Below are 19,350 nucleotides of genomic sequence, written 5' to 3' on the forward strand. Positions count from 1 at the left end.
CCGCCGGATCTCCTGTGCCGGATCCCGCCTGAACTCATCCCATTAACCCCGATTTTCAACAACTCACCGGAATCCCCCGGATCTATTCATACTCATAATTTTATATTATTACGACCATATATTTGTCCGTCGAGGTGAGCACCCCGTGACTACCCGTACCGAATACCAGCGAGTGGCCGTCATCATGGCACTCCTTGCAATCTCAGTCTTCCTGACCTACTACTTCCACGCCATCCTGATGCTCGGGACCGTCTTTTCGCACTTCTTCTACATCCCGATCATCCTGACCGCACTCTGGTGGGAGAAGCGGAGCATACTGGTCGCTATCCTCCTGGGCGGGCTCGTCGTCATCAGCAGCCTCTTTTATCGACCCGAACTCCTGACCCTGAACGACTACGGGCGCGCGCTGATGTTCGTCGTCATCGCCTTCGTCGTCGCGTCCCTCTCCGAGCAGCTCAAAGGACGGGAGCAGGAGGTGAAGAGACAGAGGGATCTCGTACAGCGTTACCTGGACGTGGCGGGTGTCCTCTTCGTCGCCATCGGCACCGACCATACCATCCGGCTCGTCAACCGTCACGGGTGCGAGATGCTCGGCTACCGGGAAGAGGAACTGCTCGGGAAAGACTGGTTCGATACGGTCGTTCCCGGAGCGTTCCGGGAGGCGCGACGGCAGACCTTTAACGAGGCGATTGCCCGGAAAAACACCCTTCCTGAACAGCGAGAGCACCCTGTCGTCACGCGGAGCGGCGACGAACTGATCCTCGCGTGGCAGGACACCGTGCTTACCGGTGACGACGGCGGGCCGATCGGGATCATCGGGTCGGGAGCCGACATCACCGACCGCATCCGGGCCGAAGAGGAACAGCGGGAGGCCCACGACGAGGCGAACCTCTACCTCGACATCATGACGCACGATATCAACAACGCGAACGCCGTCGCTCTCGGGTATGCCGACCTGCTTGAAGCGACGCTTGACGGGGGGGAACAGGAGATGATCCGAAAACTCAGGAACGGCGTCGGCCGGAGCATCGAGATCATCCAGAACGTCACGACGATACGAAGGCTGCACTCCCATGAGACGGCGACGAAGCCCGTCGACCTCGACGCTGTCATCAGGACCGAGATTGCCCACCATCCCGGTGCCCGGATCGCCTACAGGGGAAAACCGGTCAGGGTCATGGCCGACGACCTCCTCTCCGAGGTCTTTGCAAACCTCATCGGCAACAGCATCAAGTTCGGGGATCCGGGAGTCGAGATCACCGTCAGGATCGAGGAGCAGGACGGTGAGATGCTGGTCTCGATCGAGGATACCGGGGTGGGGGTGCCCGATACGGTCAAACCAATCCTTTTCACCCGTTTTGCGCGGGGGACGAGCAGCAGGAGCGGGAAAGGGCTCGGGCTCTACATCACCCGCACCCTGATCGAACGCTACGGCGGTCGAGTATGGGTCGATGACCGGGTACCGGGGCGTCCCGAGTGCGGTGCGGCGTTCCGGTTCACCCTCCTCCAATCAGGCTCGAGACAGAAGCCGCCGGCTCCTCCCGCACCGCCGCCGGCCTGCCGGATGATCACTGCCAGACCTTGACCGGGTCGATGGCGGCGTCGATGATCAGGTCGAAGTCGAAAACGTCGAGCCAGCCCATCTTCTCAAACATCTGCATGAAACAGATGCCCACTACCCTGGCCCCGGGATGGGCGGCGACGACCGCCTGCACTGCTTCTTTCTCGACCGGGACGCCCGGCATCGAGAGCCCGCCCATCAGGACGATCACCTTCGGGTCGAGGCTGACCGCGTCGCCGGAGATCTGCATCCCGACGCCCTCGACAGGGCGGACCGCCTTTGCCGCCGCCTCGTCCACGTAGGGCACGTAGACCTGCTCAAGGGAAAGATCCCGGACGGCGAACCCCAGGAGTTCGATGAAGGGGGTGCAGGTTCCGGGGCAGCCGTAGTAGACGACCTGGTCGCTCTCGTTGAGTCCTGCCTCGCGGAGGTACGCTTTGAACGGCCGGAGCATCCCGGGGACACCGGAAAGTTGCTCTTTTAATTCCATGAAAGTCTGGTTGTCGCCGCGGCATATACCGTTTCCGGATGCGGCCAAGTATTAGAGCAACCCGCACCCGGAGAGGTGGTAGAGCCGCTCGACCCGTTCGGCCGCCTCCTCCGATACCGCTTGCCGAATGCGAACGATGATGGTCTCGATATCCTCCTCGGGCATGCACCCGAGGTCTTCCCGGCCGGCGAAGATCTGGTCGGCAAGGTATCTCCAGTCCTCGTCCGAGAGCCGGGCAACCCGTTTTGCAAAATCCTCCTCGTTCACTGCGATGTGGTTGGAGACCGGCGGGAGGATCGAGTGGAACTCGTGGCCCGACTCCGGGCAGAGGATACCGCTGTACTCGGGAGCCAGTTTTCTCAGGATGGCAAAGTCCTTCTCGTCAAGTTCGCGTGCCATGGTTCTCCCCGTTCATGGGAGGCATCTTTTAGCAAAAAAAGTGTTTGCAGTTACGACTCCGAGAGGAGTTTTCCCGCCCGGGCGATGCTCTCGGTGCTGAGTTCCTCGAAGAAGATGGTGACCACCTGTGGGTCGACACCGAACGTCTTCGTGACCGCGGCGGTGATCTCGTCTGCGAGTACCCGTTTCTGCTCAAGCGTCCGACCTTCGCCCATACGAATGGTTATTACCGGCATGATCTCTCAGAAGAGGGTAGGGCGGGACGGTATTTATCGTTGCGCAGGTCGTCATCCGACCAGCACTTCCTCCCCCATCGTGAGCCCCACGATATCCCTGACCGCCTTCCCGAACGGCTCCCACGCTTCCGGCGGAACCCGGCGCCGTCCGGCGTCCGCGATCCGGGCAGCCGCACCGCTCACCTCCCGCTCGAGTATCCGTCCCAGCGCCTGCCGGGTTCCGTTATTTTCCGGGACGCACCGGAGAAGGAGCGCCTCCGACCCCGGCCGGGAGTCCCGGGCCCCCGTGCCGGGTGCGCGGAGATCCGTGATGTCGTCGGCGACCTGCATCGCCTTCCCGGCGGCGAGACCAAACTCACTGAACGCGGCGACGGCCGCATGTTCCTTTCCCGTCGCCATAGCTCCCCAGGCGGCCGCGAGCGAGAAGAGGCATCCTGTCTTTCTGGCGACGACCGCGTCGTAGAGTTCAGCCGCCGGGAGGTCAGGCCCCCCGAGCATCTCCCAGGCCACGCCCCGCGCCATCCTCCGCTGGGCCGACGCGAGCATCGTCACGTATCCGGCACCGTACGGGGCGGCGAGCCCGTAGGGGAGGGCGAGAATGCCGACGGCATCGAGAACCGCCCGCCCATTTCCCCGGGTGAGATGGAGGGACGGGGCTCCCCGCCGGGTGGTATCCCCGTCCAGCATGTCGTCAAGGATGAGGCTTGCGGCGTGCGCAAGCTCGACGGCGCAGGCGAGGTCGAGTGCCTGCCGGGTGGGCGCCGCCGCAGGGGCGAGACCGGCGTGGATGTAGAGGAGGAGTCCCGCCCGCATCCGCTTCCCCTTCAGGAGGAGAGGGAAGACACCGGGATCGATATCGGCCTCGCCTCCTGCCGTCTCCGCGATACGGCGATTGACTGCAGGACGTATCCTCTCGAGGAACTCGCGAAACGGTATCATGGCTCATCACTCACGCTGATGCCGGTGCACCCGGTTAAGACGCCCGGACGGTAAAAAGGTGTGGGTCTGGTGCCGGGGGTATCTTCATTGCCCTGCAGGCCCCCGTGTCGTTCAGTGGTACAGCAGGTGATCACCAGGAAAGGATACCTGAAGACCGACGATGCGTTCGGGGACTGGCTCGCGGGCGTCCTCGCCGGCCGGCTAGCCGGGTGGCACGGGGAGATCCGGGTCTACCGGATAGAGCCCGCTTCCCACGTTGTCTGCCGCTATGAGTTCGGGACAGGACTCTCTGTGGTCGGCAAATTCTTCGGTGCGCCGACGGGTGCGAAGACCCGCTACAACACGGATGCGGCGATGAAAAACGAGTTTCACAGGCTCCGACAGGCGTCCGGCTGGATCCGCGTCCCCCGTGCCATCGCCACGAACAGCCGGTTTCAATCCGTTCTCGTGACCGAGTACGTCCCCGGCCCGACCGTGCGGGAACTCCTCGATGCAGGGGTATCCCTGTACGACCCCCTGACCGGCATCGCGCACCTGCTCCGCCGGCTCCACGACGGCACACGAACTTCCTGCAAACGGGAGCGCGATTTCGCTTACTTCCACGCGATCCTCGACCAGAACAACCTCCCGGGATCCCGGAGGAAGCGGTTCGACCGCCTGCTCGGGGCGTGGTGGCACAGCACACGGCTCGGCCGGGAGGGGTGCATGGTTCACGGCGATGCCACGCTCGGCAATTATCTCTTCAACGGCGAGATCTGCGCGATCGACTTCGAGGGAGCCCGGAACCACGTCCACCCGGTCCGTGACCTCGGCATCCTGGCCGCAGAACTCAAGGCATCGGGCGGGAGCACTACGACTGCCGAAGACTACATCGGCCATCTGCTCTGGCATTACAGTGGTAGTGAGGAGGAGTTCCGGCATCATACTGCCGTCCTCCCCTTCTTCATGGCGCTCGGCTACCTCAGGATCGCGCGGCTGCCCTGGCGGGCGGCGGAACGCGACTGGCTTTTAGCGGAGGCGGAGGCGTGTCTCGGCGCGATCCATCGATAGCGGGGGTTCTCTTCGACTGCTACGGGACGCTCATCGACGTCCTGACCGACGAGCACGATATCGAGACCTACCGGTGCCTCTCCCGGTGGCTCATCTACCAGGGGGTCCGGATCGCTCCCGGAGACCTGCGGGATCTCTACACCTGCCGGGTCAGGGAGGGTCTCGAACAGACCGGGGAACCCCACCCGGAGGTACGGGTCGAGGAAGTTTTTGCCGGCATCTGCGCCGAACACGCCGTCTGGGAGATCGATACGGCCCGGCTCGGCGCCGAGTCGGCCCGGGCGTTCCGGGCCGCGTCGCTCAGGCGCCTCGGCGTCATCAGAAAAAGCAAAAAACTGCTCGACCTCTTCAGCGCGACGAAGACGGGGGTCGTCTCGAACGGTCAGCGGGTCTTCTCGGAGCAGGAGATGCGGATGCTCGGCCTCTACGGCCGTCTCGGCTTCGTCATCTTCTCTTCAGACCTCGGCTACCAGAAACCGGATGCCCGGATATACGCAGCGGCGCTCGGGCGGATGCGGCTTCCCACCCCCGAAGTCCTGTTCATCGGGGACAACGCCGAGAATGACATCGATGCTCCCCGGAAGATCGGGATGCAGGCGTTGCATGTCGAGGAGGCATGGAGGCGCTACGGCGTCTGATACAGCGGGCCCGGTGGGTATATGGTACCCGGTCTACCATTCCTCTTCACGCAAGATCATGGAGATGTTTCACAGTCGGAAGGGTGATGCCGGTTTTTGCGGATAACACCCCGTCCGGTGACTGGATCGGGGTCGACCTGAACACCACCGATCACCTTGCCGTCGTGGCCCACCCGGCGAGCGGGGGCGTGGTGACGCTCGGTGAGTTCCCCGATGACGCCGAACACCGGGAGCAGCGCGGCAGCGCCCTGAAGGGCAAAAGGTACAGGACTGAACGGGATCGCGAGAGCCGTATCCGGGGCGACCAGAACAGAAGAGTCGCAAGCGAGATCGTAAGGATGGCCCGGCAACTTCAGTGCGGCATCAAACTGGAAGACCTCGCCGGCGCAGGTTTTACCGGGCGGGAGAAGCCGGGCACCCCCCTCCCGTTCTCCCGGCGCGACGGGTCGTTTTACCACCTCCAGAACCTCATCGAGGGACGGGCTCACGACGCCGGGGTTCCGGTTGCCCTCGTGGATCCGGCGCTCACGTCCCGGCGCTGCAGCCGGTGCGGAAAGCGGGGCGCTCGCAAGGGCAAACGATTCCTCTGCCCACACTGCCGGTATACTGGTCATGCCGATACAAACGCGGCATTCAACATAGCAGCGGCACGGGTTTCGCAGGGGTCCCGCGAGCGGTAGCGAACCGCTATCACCCCATCTGCGCCCGGATGTGCTGCACCGTCTCGGGATACCGCTTCTCGAGCCGGTTCTTCTTGAGATTCTCCCTCACGATCCACCGAATATCCTGATCGTCGAGGGTCGCAAGTTGCCGCAGGTACTCAAAACCAGGCGCGGGAAGGGCGGCGATGACTACGCTGAGCGTGTGGCCAAGCGACTTTCGGAGTGCACGGAAGGCCTCGGACCGCCGCTCTTCTGCGGTGTAGATCCGGATCAGGATCTTCCTGTGGAACCGGAGCGCCGCCGCTGCAAGATCGGGCTCATCCAGAAGCTCCGGTTCGGCAATCCCCGCGACCGCGGCCCGCATGGCAAGCCAGGAACCCCCCTCCACCCAGCCTTCCAGCTCCGGAACCGTCGTACCGCGCTGCCGGGAGAGGAGGTCCTGAAGCCCCGTCGCCACCGCTTCCCTGATCCGCCACCGCGGATCGGCGGAGGCCTCCCCGAGGTGCTTGAGCGCCGTCTCGACGCATGCCGGCGAAACCGACCCGATCACCCCGATCCCCCTGACGCCGCAGATCCCGAGGACCTCATGCGGATCGCCTGTTGGAGCATCTTCCGGCGAGACAAAGGCAAGCTCGACGCAGAGGTCCCACAGCAGGTGCAGGTCGTGGGGATCAGCAACGGCAAACTCCTGCACGGTTTCGGCAAACGCCGCCGCAAGTTCCAGGTTTGCCCGGGGTCCGGGAAGGCGGCTCTCCGCGACAAGGTAGGCAAGCAGATCCCCGGCATCGCCGCTCGAGAAAAAACCCGTGAGCAGCCGGGCAACCTCCTTGATATGGGTCTCTTTGCGGGTCATTGTCTGTAGAGAAGAACGACTTCGAGGCAGTAAAAATGATCGCTACCGCGCGGTTAGGGTTGCGACAAAGGCGTCAAGAGCCGCATGGACGTTCTCACCGTTCCGCGCTGAGATCGGATGTACCATCTCCCCCGGGAGATCCCGGCTGACGGCCTGGGGCACCGCACCGGGACTGTCGCACTTGTTCGCCATGAACACGAGCGGCACCTTGAGGGCTTTCAACTGATCGTAGAGGTGCCTCGTCATCGCGTCCACTCCCGTAGTGGCGTCCACGACGATGATCGCCCCGTCCATCCCCCGCGAGAGGATCTGCCGGACAAACTCGAACCGCTCCTGTCCCGGTGTCCCGAAGAGGAAGACGGCCTTGTCTCTTACCGTCAATCTGCCGAAATCAAATGCAACGGTCGTGTGCCCCTCTTCCGAGGACGCCTCGATATGACGGCTGCGGGGGTCGAGCGCCTGGATGAAGCTGGACTTGCCCGCATTGAAGGAACCGAAAACGACAATCTTGAGCCTGCCTTCTGCCATTAAACTTTTATTTGCACCAGGATGTTTTAGGGTTTCGCTATTGCGGTGCCATGACGATGATAACGACGAACCGGCTACCGCTGTGAGAGATAATTTCCTTCGTGCGCCGATAGAAGGGAAATGATTGCTCCGCCATCCCGCAGAGGCTTTTACCGTCTCCCCGGCGCAAGCGCCCAACATCCATATAACCGCAGATCCAAGGTACGGGTATGGAGCCGAACGGAATGGATTCGGTCGTGCAGGAGATCATGGTTACCCTGGACAGCCTCTTCCTTGCGGAGAAACAGGCGCGGCTCCAGGTATCTGCACTCGAGGAGCGGCAGTACCCCCTGGCCGCGACGTTCGAGATGGTCAGGGAAATGGGTGCAGGCAGCGCCATCGAGGATGCGCTTGCCGGGTTCGGCTTTGAATACTACAGCGTCGATGAAGATGCCGAACTCTGGATCTCGGACGAGCACGGGCTGATGGTCTTTCTCTTCTTCACCGCCCCGGACGGCCGGTACTACAACTACAGGATCGTCGCGTTCGACGTCGTCGGCGAGGAAGAAGAAACGTCCGCGTAACCGGCGCGGGGGACGGCGGATCCTCCGCCGGCAGGACAGGAAGATGCCGTGCCAGGTGCTATATACCGTAAACGACATCAGGTGTGCGGCAAAAATCTGGAGGGATTGAGATGGAGCGCTCGGTAAAACGCCTCATGGAGGACAGGGAGAAGCGGCGCGAGGAGAACATCGGCAGGTACATCGAACAACTCCTGGACGAGAGCACGCCCTACCGGCTGCGGGCAGCGGAGGCGCTTGGGGAGTGCGCCGATCCGCGTGCAGTCGAGCCGCTGATCGCCGCCCTCGCGGACTGCGAGAACGAGGTCAGGTGGGTCGCTGCGCAGGCACTCGGGAAACTCCGTGACGGACGGGCGGTCGAACCGCTCCTTGTTCTCCTCGGTGACCGCGACCGGTGGGCACGGCGCGGCGCCGCCTGGTCACTCGGTGAACTCGGCGATCAGCGCGCGGTCGAGCCCCTCCTCCCCCTTCTTGCCGACAGAAAGAAGGACGTCAGGGCTGCCGCCGCTGACGCGCTCGGGAAACTTCGCGACCGGCGGGCGGTAGACGCCCTTGCCGCCGCGCTCGAGGGAGAGGAGGAACCCGAGGTCCGGACGGCGATCCGCCGCGCTCTCCGCGAGATCACCGGCGAGGTGGGATTTTGACCGGGAGAGTAAGCAGAGAGCAGAGGCTCTTCCGCTACTACCCGGAGGACTTCGGGGCACTCCCTGTCCGCATCGTCCACATGGATCTCGTCTTCGACGTCTACGACGGCCACACCCGGGTCGTCTCCGCCCTCACCGCCGAAACCCCTGAGACGCCGCTCTCATCGCTCTCCCTGAACGCCCGCGACCTGGACATCCTCCGCGTGGAGTCCGCCGGATACGCCGTCACCCATACCTACGACCGGGACGCCGCGCTCCTCACCGTCACCTTCGATCCCCCCATCCCGCCCCGGACACAGTTCACCCTCGAGACCGAGACGATCTGCCGGCCGAGCACCCACGTCCTCGAAGGCCTCTACTATGACGGGGTCTGCCCCGGCGGGCCGCCCACCCAGATCACCCAGTGCCAGCAGTGGGGGTTCCAGCGGCTGGTTCCCTGTCTCGACGACATGACCGCGAAGTGCACCTACACGACGACAATCGTCGCGGATAACGGGTATACGGCCACCATATCGAACGGGGATCCTGCAGGAGCCCGGATCCCCTGCGCTCCCGGGCGCTCCGTGCAGAGGTACGAGAACACCAAAACCCCGATGGCACCCTACCTCTTCTTCCTCGGGGTGGGGTGCTACGACACCTACCAGCGCGAGTTCGAGTACCCCGACGGACGGACGTTCGCCCTCGAAATCCTCGCAAAACCCGGATCCGACCCGGAGGGTGCAGAGTGTGCGCTCGATATCCTCGCGGACGCGGTGATGTGGGTCCACCTCTTCACCGGCCCGGCGCAGTACCGCGACCGCGAGACCCGGGAGGAGGTGTGGCGGCTTGTGCGGGTGCGCGATGAGGCAAAACGCACCGGCGACGCTCAGACGCTCGGAGAGACCAGGAAGATGCTCAAAGACCTCATCTCGACTATCACACCGGGCTACGCCTACACCGGGGCGGTCTACCGGGAGATCGCCATGCAGAACTCCGACTTCGGCGGGATGGAGAACGTCGGGAACACGACGATCGCCGCGAACCGGCTTATGCCCGGACCCGATACCACCGACCCGGCCTTCGAGTACCTGATCCGGGTGAAGGTCCACGAGTACTACCACAACGAGAACGGCTCCGAGGTGACCGGGTGGAGCCCGTTCGAGATCTGGCTGAACGAGGCCGTGACCGTCCACATCGAGAACCAGCACCACGCCTTCCTCTTCGGCGAGGCCTACTCCCGCATCAAGACCGTGCTCGACCTCCTCGACCCCGCGGCCGGGACGCTCACGCTCGATAGGGGCGCGGGCTCGATGCCGATCGAGCCGGACGGGTTCAATGATCCGAACGACCTCATCACGGGCGTCACCTACGTGAAAGCCCCCGAGTTCGTCAGGATGATCGAGACACTGATGGGGAAGGAGGCATTCGCCGAAGCGCTCGCCCGCTACCACGACCGGTTCCGGCACGCAAACGCTTCCCGCGACGACTGGATACGCTGCATGGAGGAGGTCGCGGGGCAGGATTTCACAGGAATGGCTGCGGTCTGGCTGAAGGAGAAGGAGTACCCGGTTCTCACGGTATCCCCCGCGTATGACCCGGCCGGCCGCCGGTTCACCCTCACCTACCGCCAGAGTCGCTCGCCCGGCGGCCGTCTCTGGGAGTTCCCGTTCCGGTTCGCGCTCGTCGATGCCGAAGGCCGGGATATCAGGGAGGTGACCGTCCGGATCGCGGACGAAACCGGAGAGATCGTCCTCGACGGCGTCGACCGGCCCGCGTTCCTCTCGCTCAACCGTGGCTACTCTTTCTACGGCAGGACCGCATACCGGGCGCCGGAGGACGAACTCTACCTCCAGGTCGAGAGAGACCCTGATATCGTCGGCCGATTCACCGCGTTCCTCGCGCTCGCCGATCGGGAGATGCTCCGGCTCCTCGAGGATCCGGGTGCAGCCGTCTCCGACCGGTTCGCCGACCTCTGCGCAGCCCTCCTCGCCGACGAATCTCTTATGGAGGAGGCGGGCGGACAGTTCCTGACCATCTTCCCCTCGGTGGAGGACGAGCGGTTTGCCCACCACTACCGGGCACTCCATGACGTCCGGCAGACGATCTATGCCGCCGCCGCACGGGGCGGCGGCGAGGCCCTCCTTCGTGTTTACCGGCAGGCGGCAAACGCGTCCCCCGCCGCGCCAGGCAGCCTGGAGGAAGAGGCCGCGGCGATCCGGCGCCGGCAGCGCAAAAACGCCTGCCTTTCGATCCTCGCGACCCGGGACACCCCCGAGATTCACCGGCTGCTCCTTCGCCAGTTCCAGGAAGCAACGGCCGCAACCGACCGGCTCACCGCGTTTTCGCTGATCCTCGAAAGCAGCGCTCCGGAACGGCAGGAGATCCTCGAATCGTTCGCGGTAGAGTCAGCAAAGAGCCCCGTCGCGTGGGAATCCTTCCTCGCCGCCGTCGCCGGAAGCGACTGCGACGACCTCGTCCCCATTCTGGAGCGGATCGAGTCCTCGCCCACCTTCGTATCCGAGCAGGCCGACCAGCAGCGGGCGCTCTATGGGCGGTTCGCGCTGAACAGGAAACGGTCGCTCGAGACCGAGGAAGGGCGGGCCTACCTTACTGAGGTGCTCCGGCGGCTCGCCCCGGTCAACGAGTACAGCACCGTCCGGGCTCTCGATGCGTTTGCATTCATCGATGCAATGGAGCCCCGCCACCGGGTTCCGGCGGTCGCGGTGCTCGCGGATCTCCTTGCCGGCCTCGATCCCGGTGCGCAACCCGCGGTCTACAACAACGCCCGGCGCTTCCTCCTCGGCGCCCCGGAGGCAGTCCGGGCCTACGAGGTGGAGCACGGAACGATCCCGGCCCTCGGGGGGTCCAACTCCTGAAATCACTTCAAAACCCTCAAGACGGGGAGGGAGAGCCGTTCGCAATGGCAGGTGCAACCCGGAGCATAGGAGCGTGTTGATACATCCCTTCGCGGCTTCGCGCTCTTCGCGTGAGGCCTATTTGCCATCCCGATGACAACCTCGCGCGAAGCCGCGAAGAGCGCGAAGTTCGGTATGTCGCTGAGAGGAACTCCTCTTCGCATCTTCGCGTGAGCCAGTAATGCATGGATCATTGGGAGGGGATTCGATCTCAGGAAAAAGGCGTCTACAGATACCGGCCCTCCGGGAACCCGCCCCCTGACTCACCCGAACTCCAGGTGCAGCCCGACGCCGGTCTCCCGGACGTCCGCTACCCCTGCAAGGGCAATCTTCGCCGCGAGGTCGGTGCAGTGGCAGGGGTGGAGAGCAGCCGGTCGCACCTCCGCGAAATAGTCGAGGATACCCTCTATCTGCTCCGGCGGCGCATCGAGGAGATGAAACCCGCCGATGACGTCGGCAATCCGGTCTTCGTCGCAGACCTCCCGGGCCTGCTCGACGATCGAACAGATCCCTGAGTGAGAACAGCCGGTTATGACAACGAGCCCCTCCTCGGTCTTGCAGGCGAGCGCGGTATCGTCAGGGACGGTGTCGTCCCGGATACCGTCCGGCGTGTAGATGTAGCCGCACGGGGGCGCCTTCTCGAACTCAAACCGCCGCTCGATCTCGCCCAGGAAGACCAGGTTCTCGGTCAGCCAGAGAGGGGGCGCGGTCAGGAGAACGTTCCCGTGCCGGAAGAGTTCCTCGACCGAGAGATGGCACCCGATCTCCCCGACGCCGTCGCAGCTCCGGGTGAGGAACGCATCCGGATGGGCAATGAACGTGGGTTCGACACGTTCATGGCCTTCGAGGATAGCCTCGGTATGGAGCCGGATGAGAGCGTCGAGGCCCCAGGTGTGGTCGAGGTGGCCGTGGGAGATGACGACGTCATCAACACGGAGAAGGTCGATCCCCATCTTCCGGGCATTGGTGACGAAGATGTCCGAGTAGCCTGCGTCGAAGAGAACTTGGGTTCCACCGTCCTCGATGTAAATAGAGAGCCCGGGTTCCGCGAGGAAGTAGCGGTCGGTGAGGGTGGCGTTATCCACGAGGACGGTCAACCTCATGTGCGGCACCTCCGGCAGGTAGCCGCGAAAGGGATCATCCGGGGCGCTGCTTCGGCCGCAAACGAATCCATGCAGATACTGGGGACTCCGCGATTAAGAAAGTATCCTGCGGCTGCCGAAGAAAAGAAGCCTCTCCCCGCGAAACGCTATGAAGGAGGAGTACGTGATGGAATCAGGTTATGAGACCTTCTTCCCCGGAGAACCGGCGGAACTCAAACGGGTCGGCCTCGCAGCCGGGATGCAACTCGGGCTCGATCGCCTGAAAGACCTGCAGGAACACCGCGATGTTGAGGTCATCCTCTACTTCGACGAAGACCTCGCCCGGAACTCGACGCTTGACGCCGACTATGCGGACTTCTGGATCGTCCCGGTGCAGGCCCGGCCGTTCATGCCGCTCACGGTCTTTTTTCGGACGATCGCGGAGTGGGATCCGGAGTTTTCGGAGTGCATGCACCGGGAGCCCCCGACAGTCGAGGTTCTCGAAACCGGGACGCTCAACCGCTACTCGGGGTGCGTCGCCTGCACACGGCCGTACGTGAAGGCACTGCTGCTGTAGCCCCGGACTACCGGCGGGCCGCCGTCCCGCCGCGCCCCCCGTGTGCCCGAAGACCGAGATCGAACGTTGCAAGAACCCGGTGGCAGGTGCAATGGCTCCCAAGGTGACAGAGAGCAGCCTTCGTCACCTCGAACCGGACGGGAAAGTCGATCCCGGGGATGATCTCCGGGAGGTCGCCGAACCCGAGCGTGATGTGCGGCGAGTAGCGTTCGTACGCGGAAGTCTTCGGGAACCGCAGGAGACAGTCGACGGACGGCGCGGACGCTTCCCCGGAGAACATCGAAGGCCCCGCCGGGGGTGCCTGATACGGCTTTACCTCGTTCATCACGGTCTTGTGAAAGAGTTGGAGGATCTCCGCCTTGAGGATGTGGAACGTGGAGACGGTCTCACCCGCGTTTTTACGGTGTTTTGCAACGGCGTCGATCGTCAGGGACATTGGGGAGCAGCGCCGCGTAATTTGCTCAATCTTCGCGGCGATATCCGTAATATCCCTGCGCTTTGCCGGGAACATCGCGACCGATATATGCGGGAGGCAACCCTCCCTGTCGAGGCGTATCCCTCCATCCGGGTTGCCGGCGAGCAGTGTCCGGTTCGCACCGATCGCTATATCCATGATCGGGCCGGGCGGAAGGAAGACAACATCAACGGCGATCGTTTCGGGAAGTTCATGCATGGTGCCGAAGAGAGCGGTAGGGTAAAAAGCGTTTTCCCACCGGAATTTACTCCCCGCCGCCTAGCGCCTGCAGGCTCGCCACGGCCGCTATCACCACCTTACACCGAAGATTGGCTCCTCCTCGACGAGGTTCGTGATCCTTCGGACGCTCGCTTCCATTGGCATATCTTTTCCGCTGCAAAGCCCGAATTTGAGTTGTTCCAGGCCTGCAGCCACCGAGTCGTCCTTCGAACGAACGCCGCTTACCGTCACCTGAAACGTCAGCGTCACCAGCCATTGGGTCGTCTCCATCTCTCCCCCCTCACAATGTGGACGGAGTATACCGTCGCCGGGTCATAAAGGCAGCTCACGACCGGGGAGGTTGTATGTCGGATATCCCTTGCGGCGAGAATGGCGAAAAATGGTGGACTGATGAGTGAGAACGGAGAGCAGCACGGCGTTATGAGAACGTACAGAGAGGTGTTAAGCGTTGCATCACGAATGGAGGTATCGTTGCAGTCACGCATTCTGTCCGTACCGGCTCACCCGCATCCCGAGCACAATATATTGTGCAGGCAATAAAAATGTTTTCGCGATACCCGGCGTAACGCACCACCCTGAACAGGCGGGAGCAGCCATGCACAACGATTATATATAAACACCAGGGACTCCAGGACTCCGACGATCTGTCCGGGAGAGATGGGGGATGATCCAGGTATCCACGGCTGCGCCCCAGAGGTGCATAAAAAGGCAAACGAGCGGTTGCTTCACAGGCGCACTCATTCTCATCCTGGTGCTCATCCCGGCAGCGGCGTCCGCTGCCGCTCCATCGGTGATGGTCTCCAACTACACCGTCACCCCTGCTGTCCTGATGCCCGGCGACGAGGGGACGATCACCGTGGTGCTCACGAGCACGGCCCTGCCGGCCACGGGATCGCCGCTCAGCATCCGGCTCGACCCCGGCACCGGGGAGATGAACACCTCTCCGGAGACGGAGGAGAACGCCTACATCGAGAATGTGCTCCTGCACAGTACGGACGTCGAGGTCATGAGCGGAAGTTTCCAGGATATCGGCGAGATCGGCCCCGGCCAATCCTTCCCGCTCACGTTCCGGATTCGCGCCCCGGGCGAAGAGGGGATCTACTTCCCGGAGGTCTGGGTCAGCGTGCGGGACGGCGCCAACGTACGGTATCCCGTACCGGTGAACGTCAACTCCGCACACGCCCTGATCAAGAGGCCCGCGCTCCGGGTGGAGAGAACCGTCCCGGCGTCCGTTGACCCGGGCGAGCCCTTCAACGTCACGTTGACCATCCATAACGATGGCCAGGCCACCGCAAGTGACATCTCCGTCGGCGTCAACGCGACCTCCGGCGGGATCGCGCCGCGGAACTCGGAGAACTACTACATCCCCGAGATCGAGGCGGGGAAAAACGCCGTCCTGAACCTGGCCTTCGAGACCGATACAAGCGCACCGCTCGGGCTTACCCCGATCCTCGTCACCGTCGACTACCGGGGCGCCGATCTCGCGCCGTCCAGGCAGATCGCGACGATCGGGATCCCCGTCGTCGGCAGCGCCGAGATGGGCGTCGCCTCCATCAGAACCGAGCCCGCCCGGATAACCGCCGGGGACACGGTCGACCTGACGATCCGGCTGGAGAACACCGGGACGGCGGACGCGGAGTCGGTCAGGGCGACGATCGAGGATCTCGCTCTCCCGGGCTCAAAAGAGGCGTTCCTCGGGACGATCGAGCCGGGGAACGACGGCCCCGCCATCTTCTCCCTTGATGCCGACGAGGCGGGGGAGTTCGGCTACACCCTCGTCGTCCGGTATACCGACGACTACGGTGAACATACGGTCAGGCAGGCCCTGCAGGTCGTCGTTACCGGACAGAGCCCGGTCCCGATGATCGCAGCCGCGGTAGCCGTTCTCATCGTCGCCGCCGCGATCGCGATCTACTGGTACCGGCGACGAAAGGAGGAGTGACCGCGGTGCTTTCAGGCCTCAAGGTCTCCGCGTTCCTGGCGTGGAAGTCGATCCAGCGCGGGAGCAGGGGGACGCTCGCCCTCACCATCATGATCATCGCCCTCATCTTCGTGAACCTGGTCTTCCTTCCCTCCATCATCTCCGGGGTCGTCGTGACCTTCGATACCCAGTCAATCGACTTCGACGTCGGAAACCTGGTCATCGAGCCCCGGGAAGGCAACCAGTACATCGACGACGTGGACAGCCTCCAGAGGAAGGTCGAGCAGATCCCGGGAATCACAGGCACGTCGCCCCGCATAACCGCCGGGGCAACGTTCTTTTACCGGGGCCACAACGCCGCGAGCACGCTCTACGGCATAAATCCAGAGGGCGAGCGATCGGTGACCAGGATCGCCGAATACATGACCGCGGGAGAGTTCCTCTCGGGCGGCGATACCGGTGCGATCATCATCGGCGCGACCCTCGCGGGGATGGAAGGGGAGGAAGAGGGAGGTCTCCCTTCACTCCAGGGGGTCGATGTCGGCGATTCGATCAAGGTGGCCTACCCGAACGGCGAGACGCGGACCTACCGGGTGAAGGGGATCTTCGAGACCCAGTCCTTCGGCGTCGATACGGCGGCGTTCGTCACCACCCGCGAGATGAGCGAGGTGCTCGGACTCGACAACCAGGCGTCTGCGATCCTGGTCAAGACCGCGGTCAACGGCAGGGAGGAGGAATACAAGAGGGAGATCCTCTCCTACGGCATCCAGGAGGATGTCCTGACGTTCCGGGAGAAGTCGGGAGGGTTCGTCGAGCAGGCGATCCAGAGTTTCAACATCATCAACGCCATCTCGACGCTCGTCAGCCTGATCATCGCCATCGTGGTGGTCTTCATCGTGATCTTCATCAACACCGTGAACCGGCGGCGCCAGATCGGGATCTTGAAAGCAATCGGGATCGACCAGCAGATCATCATCAACTCCTACGTCCTCCAGGTGCTCTTCATCACCGCCGTCGGGGCGCTCGTCGGGATCGGGCTGAACACCGGGGTGACGACCTACCTGACTGCCTACCCGCTCGTCTTCCCCGGCGGCCCGGTCTACCCGGACGTGGAGGCGTCGGCCATCCTCCGGAGCATCGCGAGCCTCTTTGGAGTCTCGGTGGTGGCGGGTTACATCCCGGCATGGCGGATCGCGCGGGAGGATATCCTCACCGCAATCAGGGGGTGAAGGAATGATCGTCGCAAAAGACCTCATGAGGGTCTACACGATGGGGAGGGTGGAAGTCCGGGCCCTCGCGGGCGTCTCGCTCGAGGTCGCGAAAGGCGAATTCGTCGGGATCATGGGGGCGAGCGGCAGCGGCAAATCGACGCTCCTCCATATCCTCGGGCTTCTCGACCGCCCCACCTCCGGTTCGGTCACGATCGACGGGACGGATGTCCTGTCCCTCTCCGACCGTCGGCGAACCCTCTTTCGGCTGAACCGGCTCGGCTACGTCTTCCAGGACTACGCGCTCATCGGGGAACTCACGGCGCTCGAGAACGTCTACTTAACCTCGCTCGTCCGGGGCGCATCGAAGGACGAGTACCTCGAACGCAGCGCCGATATCCTCCGCCGGGTAGGCCTCGGTGATCGGATGGATCACCGGCAGAGCGAACTCTCCGGCGGCGAGCAGCAGCGTGTCGCGATAGCCCGGGCGCTCGTGAACAATCCGAGCATCCTGCTCGCCGACGAACCCTGCGCGAACCTGGACAGCCAGACCTCGAAGAGTATCCTCGACCTCTTTGCACGGTTAAACGAGGAACTTGACCAGACGATCGTGATGGTCTCGCACGAGGACTGGCACAAAGAGTACTTCTGCCGGATCGTCACCCTGCGGGACGGACTGATCGAGGAAATGGTGGAGTGCAGGAGGGGCCAGAACCCTCCATAACGTGAGCGGCCCGGCACCAGCCCCCGAATACGAGGATGCGTCCAGCCTCACGGGTCAGGCTGAAAAAAACGGCACCGATATTTTTATATCGAACCCAGCATACAACCCCGGCCGGTGAGAGGCATGCAGGAACAGAAGTCATTCAGGTGCAAAGATCTCGGTCTTGAGTGCGAGTTCGAGGAGAAGGCGGAGAACGAGAACGAGTTGATGAAGCGGGTCGAGGGGCATGTTCAGACCGCCCACCAGATGAACCTGGAACAGCCGGAAGTGCAGGAGAAGATCCGCAAAGCGATGAAGTGAGGGAGCATCGTGCTCCCGAAACTCTTTTCCGGATTTCGGCGTCGAACACCCCTGAAACCCTGCCACAGAGAGAACTCCGGCGCTCTCGCCGGGGGACGGCAGGTTCATCAGGGTGGACGCACCGTGACATCGTATGGCGCAACATCCGCATTCCAAAAGACACCTGCCCGAGGATGAAGCCGCCCGGCGGCGCTGGCAGCACCCCGAGTCTATCCTCGAAGGAGTCGGGCTCAAGCCCGGCTCGACCTTCATCGACGTCGGGTGCGGGGAGGGGTTCTTCGCGCTTCCGGCTGCGCGGATGGTCGGGCCGCACGGTCGCGTCTGCGGGATCGATATCGATGCTGAGGCTCTCGACCTCCTGCAGGAGAAGGCGTTTCGCGAGGGGTTCGACAACGTCGTCCTCCATAAGGGGATGGCCGAGGAGATTGTTCTCTGCAAGGGCTGTGCAGACATCGTCTTCTTCGGCATCGACCTCCACGACTTTGTCGACCCGGTCCAGGTGCTCCGGAACGCAAACCGGATGGTATCCGGGTCCGGCGTGATCGTCGACGTGGACTGGAAGAAGGAGCCGCTCCCTCTCGGCCCGCCGACTGCAAAGAAGTTCAGCCTGGAGTACGCAGCGGCGTTGATGGTGGAGGCAGGGCTCCGGGTTACGGCGGTTGCGGAGTCAGGACCGTATCACTACACCGTCACGGCCGTGCCGGAGGATAAAAAAGGGGAACTAGGGGTCACTTCAGGTATCCAATGCCGCCGTAGTTGACGGCGTTCACGAGTGCGTCGAGATCCTGCTTGGATCCGCCTTCGACATTGACGTAGACCATGAACCGCTCGTTCACACCGACCCAGGTTCCGTAGGAGTCGGGTTTGCTGAAGAACTCCCTGGACGGGTGGCCGCTGACCGTGCGCTGCTTGTAGTAGCCCTCGGTCGTCTCGAACGAAACAAACGAGTCCCAGGACCCCCAGTAGCCCACGTCCTGGTAGGCCGAGTCCTGAATTATGATTGTCGCCCAGGCATCGTCCTTGCTGTAGTCACGAGACGCCCAGGTCCACTGGTCGTCCTCGACTGCCAGTGACGCCCCTACAGGCTCTTCTGCAGACCACCCTGCAGGCGCATTCGGGAGGAATGGGATCAACCCCGTGTACGAAACCGCGGCTACGCTTCCCTCTGCAGCCCCGGAGACGGTGGTGCCGGCGGCGGCAGGAGCTGTCGTGGCCTCAGCGGTGCCTGTCGAGGAGGTTTCATAAGGGGTCGTCTCGATCGTATCCGACGTACCTGTACAGCCTGCTGCCATGAGGCAGAGCGCGAGCAGCGCAAAGAGTGCCGGGATCATTGCTGGAGAGATATTTCTCATAATAATGCCCTTAGGCAGACCTGCCTGAACAAATTCTT

At 63.2% G+C, this 19,350-nt stretch carries 23 protein-coding genes; 13 read left to right on the plus strand and 10 right to left on the minus strand.

Annotation, left to right across the window (positions count from 1 at the left end):
* The first annotated feature begins 145 nt into the window (after nucleotides 1-145).
* Nucleotides 146-1,585: a sensor histidine kinase gene (locus tag FGW20_RS05950; protein WP_301677168.1), complete on the plus strand. Its 1,440-nt coding sequence runs from the start codon at nucleotides 146-148 to the stop codon at nucleotides 1,583-1,585.
* On the opposite strand, the gene FGW20_RS05955 is transcribed toward FGW20_RS05950, so the two are convergent.
* Genes FGW20_RS05955 through FGW20_RS05970 form a run of 4 tightly spaced genes read right to left on the minus strand, consistent with a single transcriptional unit; the run spans nucleotide 1,569 to nucleotide 3,625 of the window.
* Nucleotides 1,569-2,051 (minus strand): DUF2124 domain-containing protein, encoded by a 483-nt coding sequence (locus FGW20_RS05955; protein WP_301677169.1) that lies wholly within the window; start codon nucleotides 2,049-2,051, stop codon nucleotides 1,569-1,571. The genes FGW20_RS05950 and FGW20_RS05955 overlap by 17 nt on opposite strands.
* Before the next feature lie 51 nt (nucleotides 2,052-2,102).
* Nucleotides 2,103-2,450: a hypothetical protein gene (locus tag FGW20_RS05960; protein ID WP_301677170.1), complete on the minus strand. Its 348-nt coding sequence runs from the start codon at nucleotides 2,448-2,450 to the stop codon at nucleotides 2,103-2,105.
* A gap of 50 nt (nucleotides 2,451-2,500) precedes the next feature.
* Nucleotides 2,501-2,686 carry a tautomerase family protein gene (locus FGW20_RS05965; RefSeq protein ID WP_074370114.1) on the minus strand — a complete coding sequence of 62 codons (186 nt, stop codon included), beginning with the start codon at nucleotides 2,684-2,686 and terminating at the stop codon, nucleotides 2,501-2,503.
* A gap of 51 nt (nucleotides 2,687-2,737) precedes the next feature.
* The gene (locus FGW20_RS05970; RefSeq protein ID WP_301677171.1) at nucleotides 2,738-3,625 is read right to left on the minus strand and encodes a polyprenyl synthetase family protein; all 888 of its coding nucleotides are present in this window, start codon (nucleotides 3,623-3,625) and stop codon (nucleotides 2,738-2,740) included.
* A gap of 114 nt (nucleotides 3,626-3,739) precedes the next feature.
* Here FGW20_RS05970 and FGW20_RS05975 point away from each other — a divergent pair, with 114 nt between their 5' ends.
* The 3 genes from FGW20_RS05975 (at nucleotide 3,740) to FGW20_RS05985 (ending at nucleotide 5,993) form a co-directional block, all read left to right on the plus strand.
* Nucleotides 3,740-4,675, plus strand: coding sequence for a phosphotransferase (locus tag FGW20_RS05975; RefSeq protein WP_301677172.1), 936 nt, complete (start codon nucleotides 3,740-3,742; stop codon nucleotides 4,673-4,675).
* Complete coding sequence (locus FGW20_RS05980) at nucleotides 4,651-5,313, plus strand: HAD family hydrolase (RefSeq protein ID WP_301677173.1); 663 nt, start codon at nucleotides 4,651-4,653, stop codon at nucleotides 5,311-5,313. The genes FGW20_RS05975 and FGW20_RS05980 overlap by 25 nt, the downstream gene beginning before the upstream one ends.
* A gap of 86 nt (nucleotides 5,314-5,399) precedes the next feature.
* The gene (locus FGW20_RS05985) at nucleotides 5,400-5,993 is read left to right on the plus strand and encodes a zinc ribbon domain-containing protein (RefSeq protein WP_301677174.1); all 594 of its coding nucleotides are present in this window, start codon (nucleotides 5,400-5,402) and stop codon (nucleotides 5,991-5,993) included.
* Between the two features lie 10 nt (nucleotides 5,994-6,003).
* On the opposite strand, the gene FGW20_RS05990 is transcribed toward FGW20_RS05985, so the two are convergent.
* The gene (locus FGW20_RS05990; protein WP_301677175.1) at nucleotides 6,004-6,828 is read right to left on the minus strand and encodes a hypothetical protein; all 825 of its coding nucleotides are present in this window, start codon (nucleotides 6,826-6,828) and stop codon (nucleotides 6,004-6,006) included.
* 42 nt (nucleotides 6,829-6,870) lie between these two features.
* Entirely contained in the window at nucleotides 6,871-7,356 is a 486-nt protein-coding gene (locus tag FGW20_RS05995; protein WP_301677176.1) for a GTP-binding protein, read from the minus strand.
* 209 nt (nucleotides 7,357-7,565) lie between these two features.
* Between FGW20_RS05995 and FGW20_RS06000 the strand changes: the two genes are divergently transcribed.
* The 3 genes from FGW20_RS06000 to FGW20_RS06010 all read left to right on the plus strand — a co-directional run bounded on the left by FGW20_RS06000 (nucleotide 7,566) and on the right by FGW20_RS06010 (nucleotide 11,415).
* The gene (locus tag FGW20_RS06000; RefSeq protein ID WP_301677177.1) at nucleotides 7,566-7,919 is read left to right on the plus strand and encodes a hypothetical protein; all 354 of its coding nucleotides are present in this window, start codon (nucleotides 7,566-7,568) and stop codon (nucleotides 7,917-7,919) included.
* 110 nt (nucleotides 7,920-8,029) lie between these two features.
* Nucleotides 8,030-8,560, plus strand: a complete 531-nt coding sequence (locus FGW20_RS06005; RefSeq protein WP_301677178.1) for a HEAT repeat domain-containing protein — start codon at nucleotides 8,030-8,032, stop codon at nucleotides 8,558-8,560.
* Entirely contained in the window at nucleotides 8,557-11,415 is a 2,859-nt protein-coding gene (locus FGW20_RS06010) for a M1 family metallopeptidase (protein ID WP_301677179.1), read from the plus strand. The genes FGW20_RS06005 and FGW20_RS06010 overlap by 4 nt, the downstream gene beginning before the upstream one ends.
* A 302-nt stretch (nucleotides 11,416-11,717) precedes the next feature.
* Here the strand turns inward: FGW20_RS06010 and FGW20_RS06015 are convergent, their stop codons facing one another.
* A complete protein-coding gene (locus FGW20_RS06015; RefSeq protein WP_301677180.1) occupies nucleotides 11,718-12,557 on the minus strand; it encodes an MBL fold metallo-hydrolase in 840 nt (279 codons plus the stop codon).
* Between the two features lie 166 nt (nucleotides 12,558-12,723).
* Between FGW20_RS06015 and FGW20_RS06020 the strand changes: the two genes are divergently transcribed.
* Nucleotides 12,724-13,113, plus strand: a complete 390-nt coding sequence (locus FGW20_RS06020; RefSeq protein ID WP_301677181.1) for a hypothetical protein — start codon at nucleotides 12,724-12,726, stop codon at nucleotides 13,111-13,113.
* 7 nt (nucleotides 13,114-13,120) lie between these two features.
* Here the strand turns inward: FGW20_RS06020 and FGW20_RS06025 are convergent, their stop codons facing one another.
* A complete protein-coding gene (locus tag FGW20_RS06025) occupies nucleotides 13,121-13,786 on the minus strand; it encodes a 2'-5' RNA ligase family protein (protein ID WP_301677182.1) in 666 nt (221 codons plus the stop codon).
* A 90-nt stretch (nucleotides 13,787-13,876) separates the two neighbouring features.
* Nucleotides 13,877-14,077: a hypothetical protein gene (locus FGW20_RS06030; RefSeq protein WP_301677183.1), complete on the minus strand. Its 201-nt coding sequence runs from the start codon at nucleotides 14,075-14,077 to the stop codon at nucleotides 13,877-13,879.
* Nucleotides 14,078-14,558: 481 nt separating this feature from the next.
* Between FGW20_RS06030 and FGW20_RS06035 the strand changes: the two genes are divergently transcribed.
* The 5 genes from FGW20_RS06035 (at nucleotide 14,559) to FGW20_RS06055 (ending at nucleotide 18,720) form a co-directional block, all read left to right on the plus strand.
* Nucleotides 14,559-15,749, plus strand: coding sequence for a COG1361 S-layer family protein (locus FGW20_RS06035; RefSeq protein ID WP_301677184.1), 1,191 nt, complete (start codon nucleotides 14,559-14,561; stop codon nucleotides 15,747-15,749).
* 5 nt (nucleotides 15,750-15,754) lie between these two features.
* On the plus strand, nucleotides 15,755-16,957 hold the full coding sequence (locus FGW20_RS06040) for an ABC transporter permease (RefSeq protein WP_301677185.1): 1,203 nt from the start codon (nucleotides 15,755-15,757) through the stop codon (nucleotides 16,955-16,957).
* Between the two features lie 4 nt (nucleotides 16,958-16,961).
* Nucleotides 16,962-17,660: an ABC transporter ATP-binding protein gene (locus FGW20_RS06045; protein ID WP_301677186.1), complete on the plus strand. Its 699-nt coding sequence runs from the start codon at nucleotides 16,962-16,964 to the stop codon at nucleotides 17,658-17,660.
* 123 nt (nucleotides 17,661-17,783) lie between these two features.
* Nucleotides 17,784-17,960 carry a DUF1059 domain-containing protein gene (locus FGW20_RS06050; protein WP_301677187.1) on the plus strand — a complete coding sequence of 59 codons (177 nt, stop codon included), beginning with the start codon at nucleotides 17,784-17,786 and terminating at the stop codon, nucleotides 17,958-17,960.
* Nucleotides 17,961-18,093: 133 nt separating this feature from the next.
* Nucleotides 18,094-18,720, plus strand: a complete 627-nt coding sequence (locus FGW20_RS06055) for a class I SAM-dependent methyltransferase (protein ID WP_301677188.1) — start codon at nucleotides 18,094-18,096, stop codon at nucleotides 18,718-18,720.
* Here the strand turns inward: FGW20_RS06055 and FGW20_RS06060 are convergent.
* Nucleotides 18,689-19,312 (minus strand): hypothetical protein, encoded by a 624-nt coding sequence (locus FGW20_RS06060; protein WP_301677189.1) that lies wholly within the window; start codon nucleotides 19,310-19,312, stop codon nucleotides 18,689-18,691. The two genes, FGW20_RS06055 and FGW20_RS06060, sit on opposite strands and share 32 nt — an antisense overlap.
* Nucleotides 19,313-19,350 lie beyond the last annotated feature (38 nt).

Origin of the sequence: Methanoculleus methanifontis (assembly GCF_030464365.1) — an archaeon.
In the GTDB taxonomy this organism is placed as follows: Archaea; Halobacteriota; Methanomicrobia; order Methanomicrobiales; family Methanoculleaceae; genus Methanoculleus; species Methanoculleus methanifontis.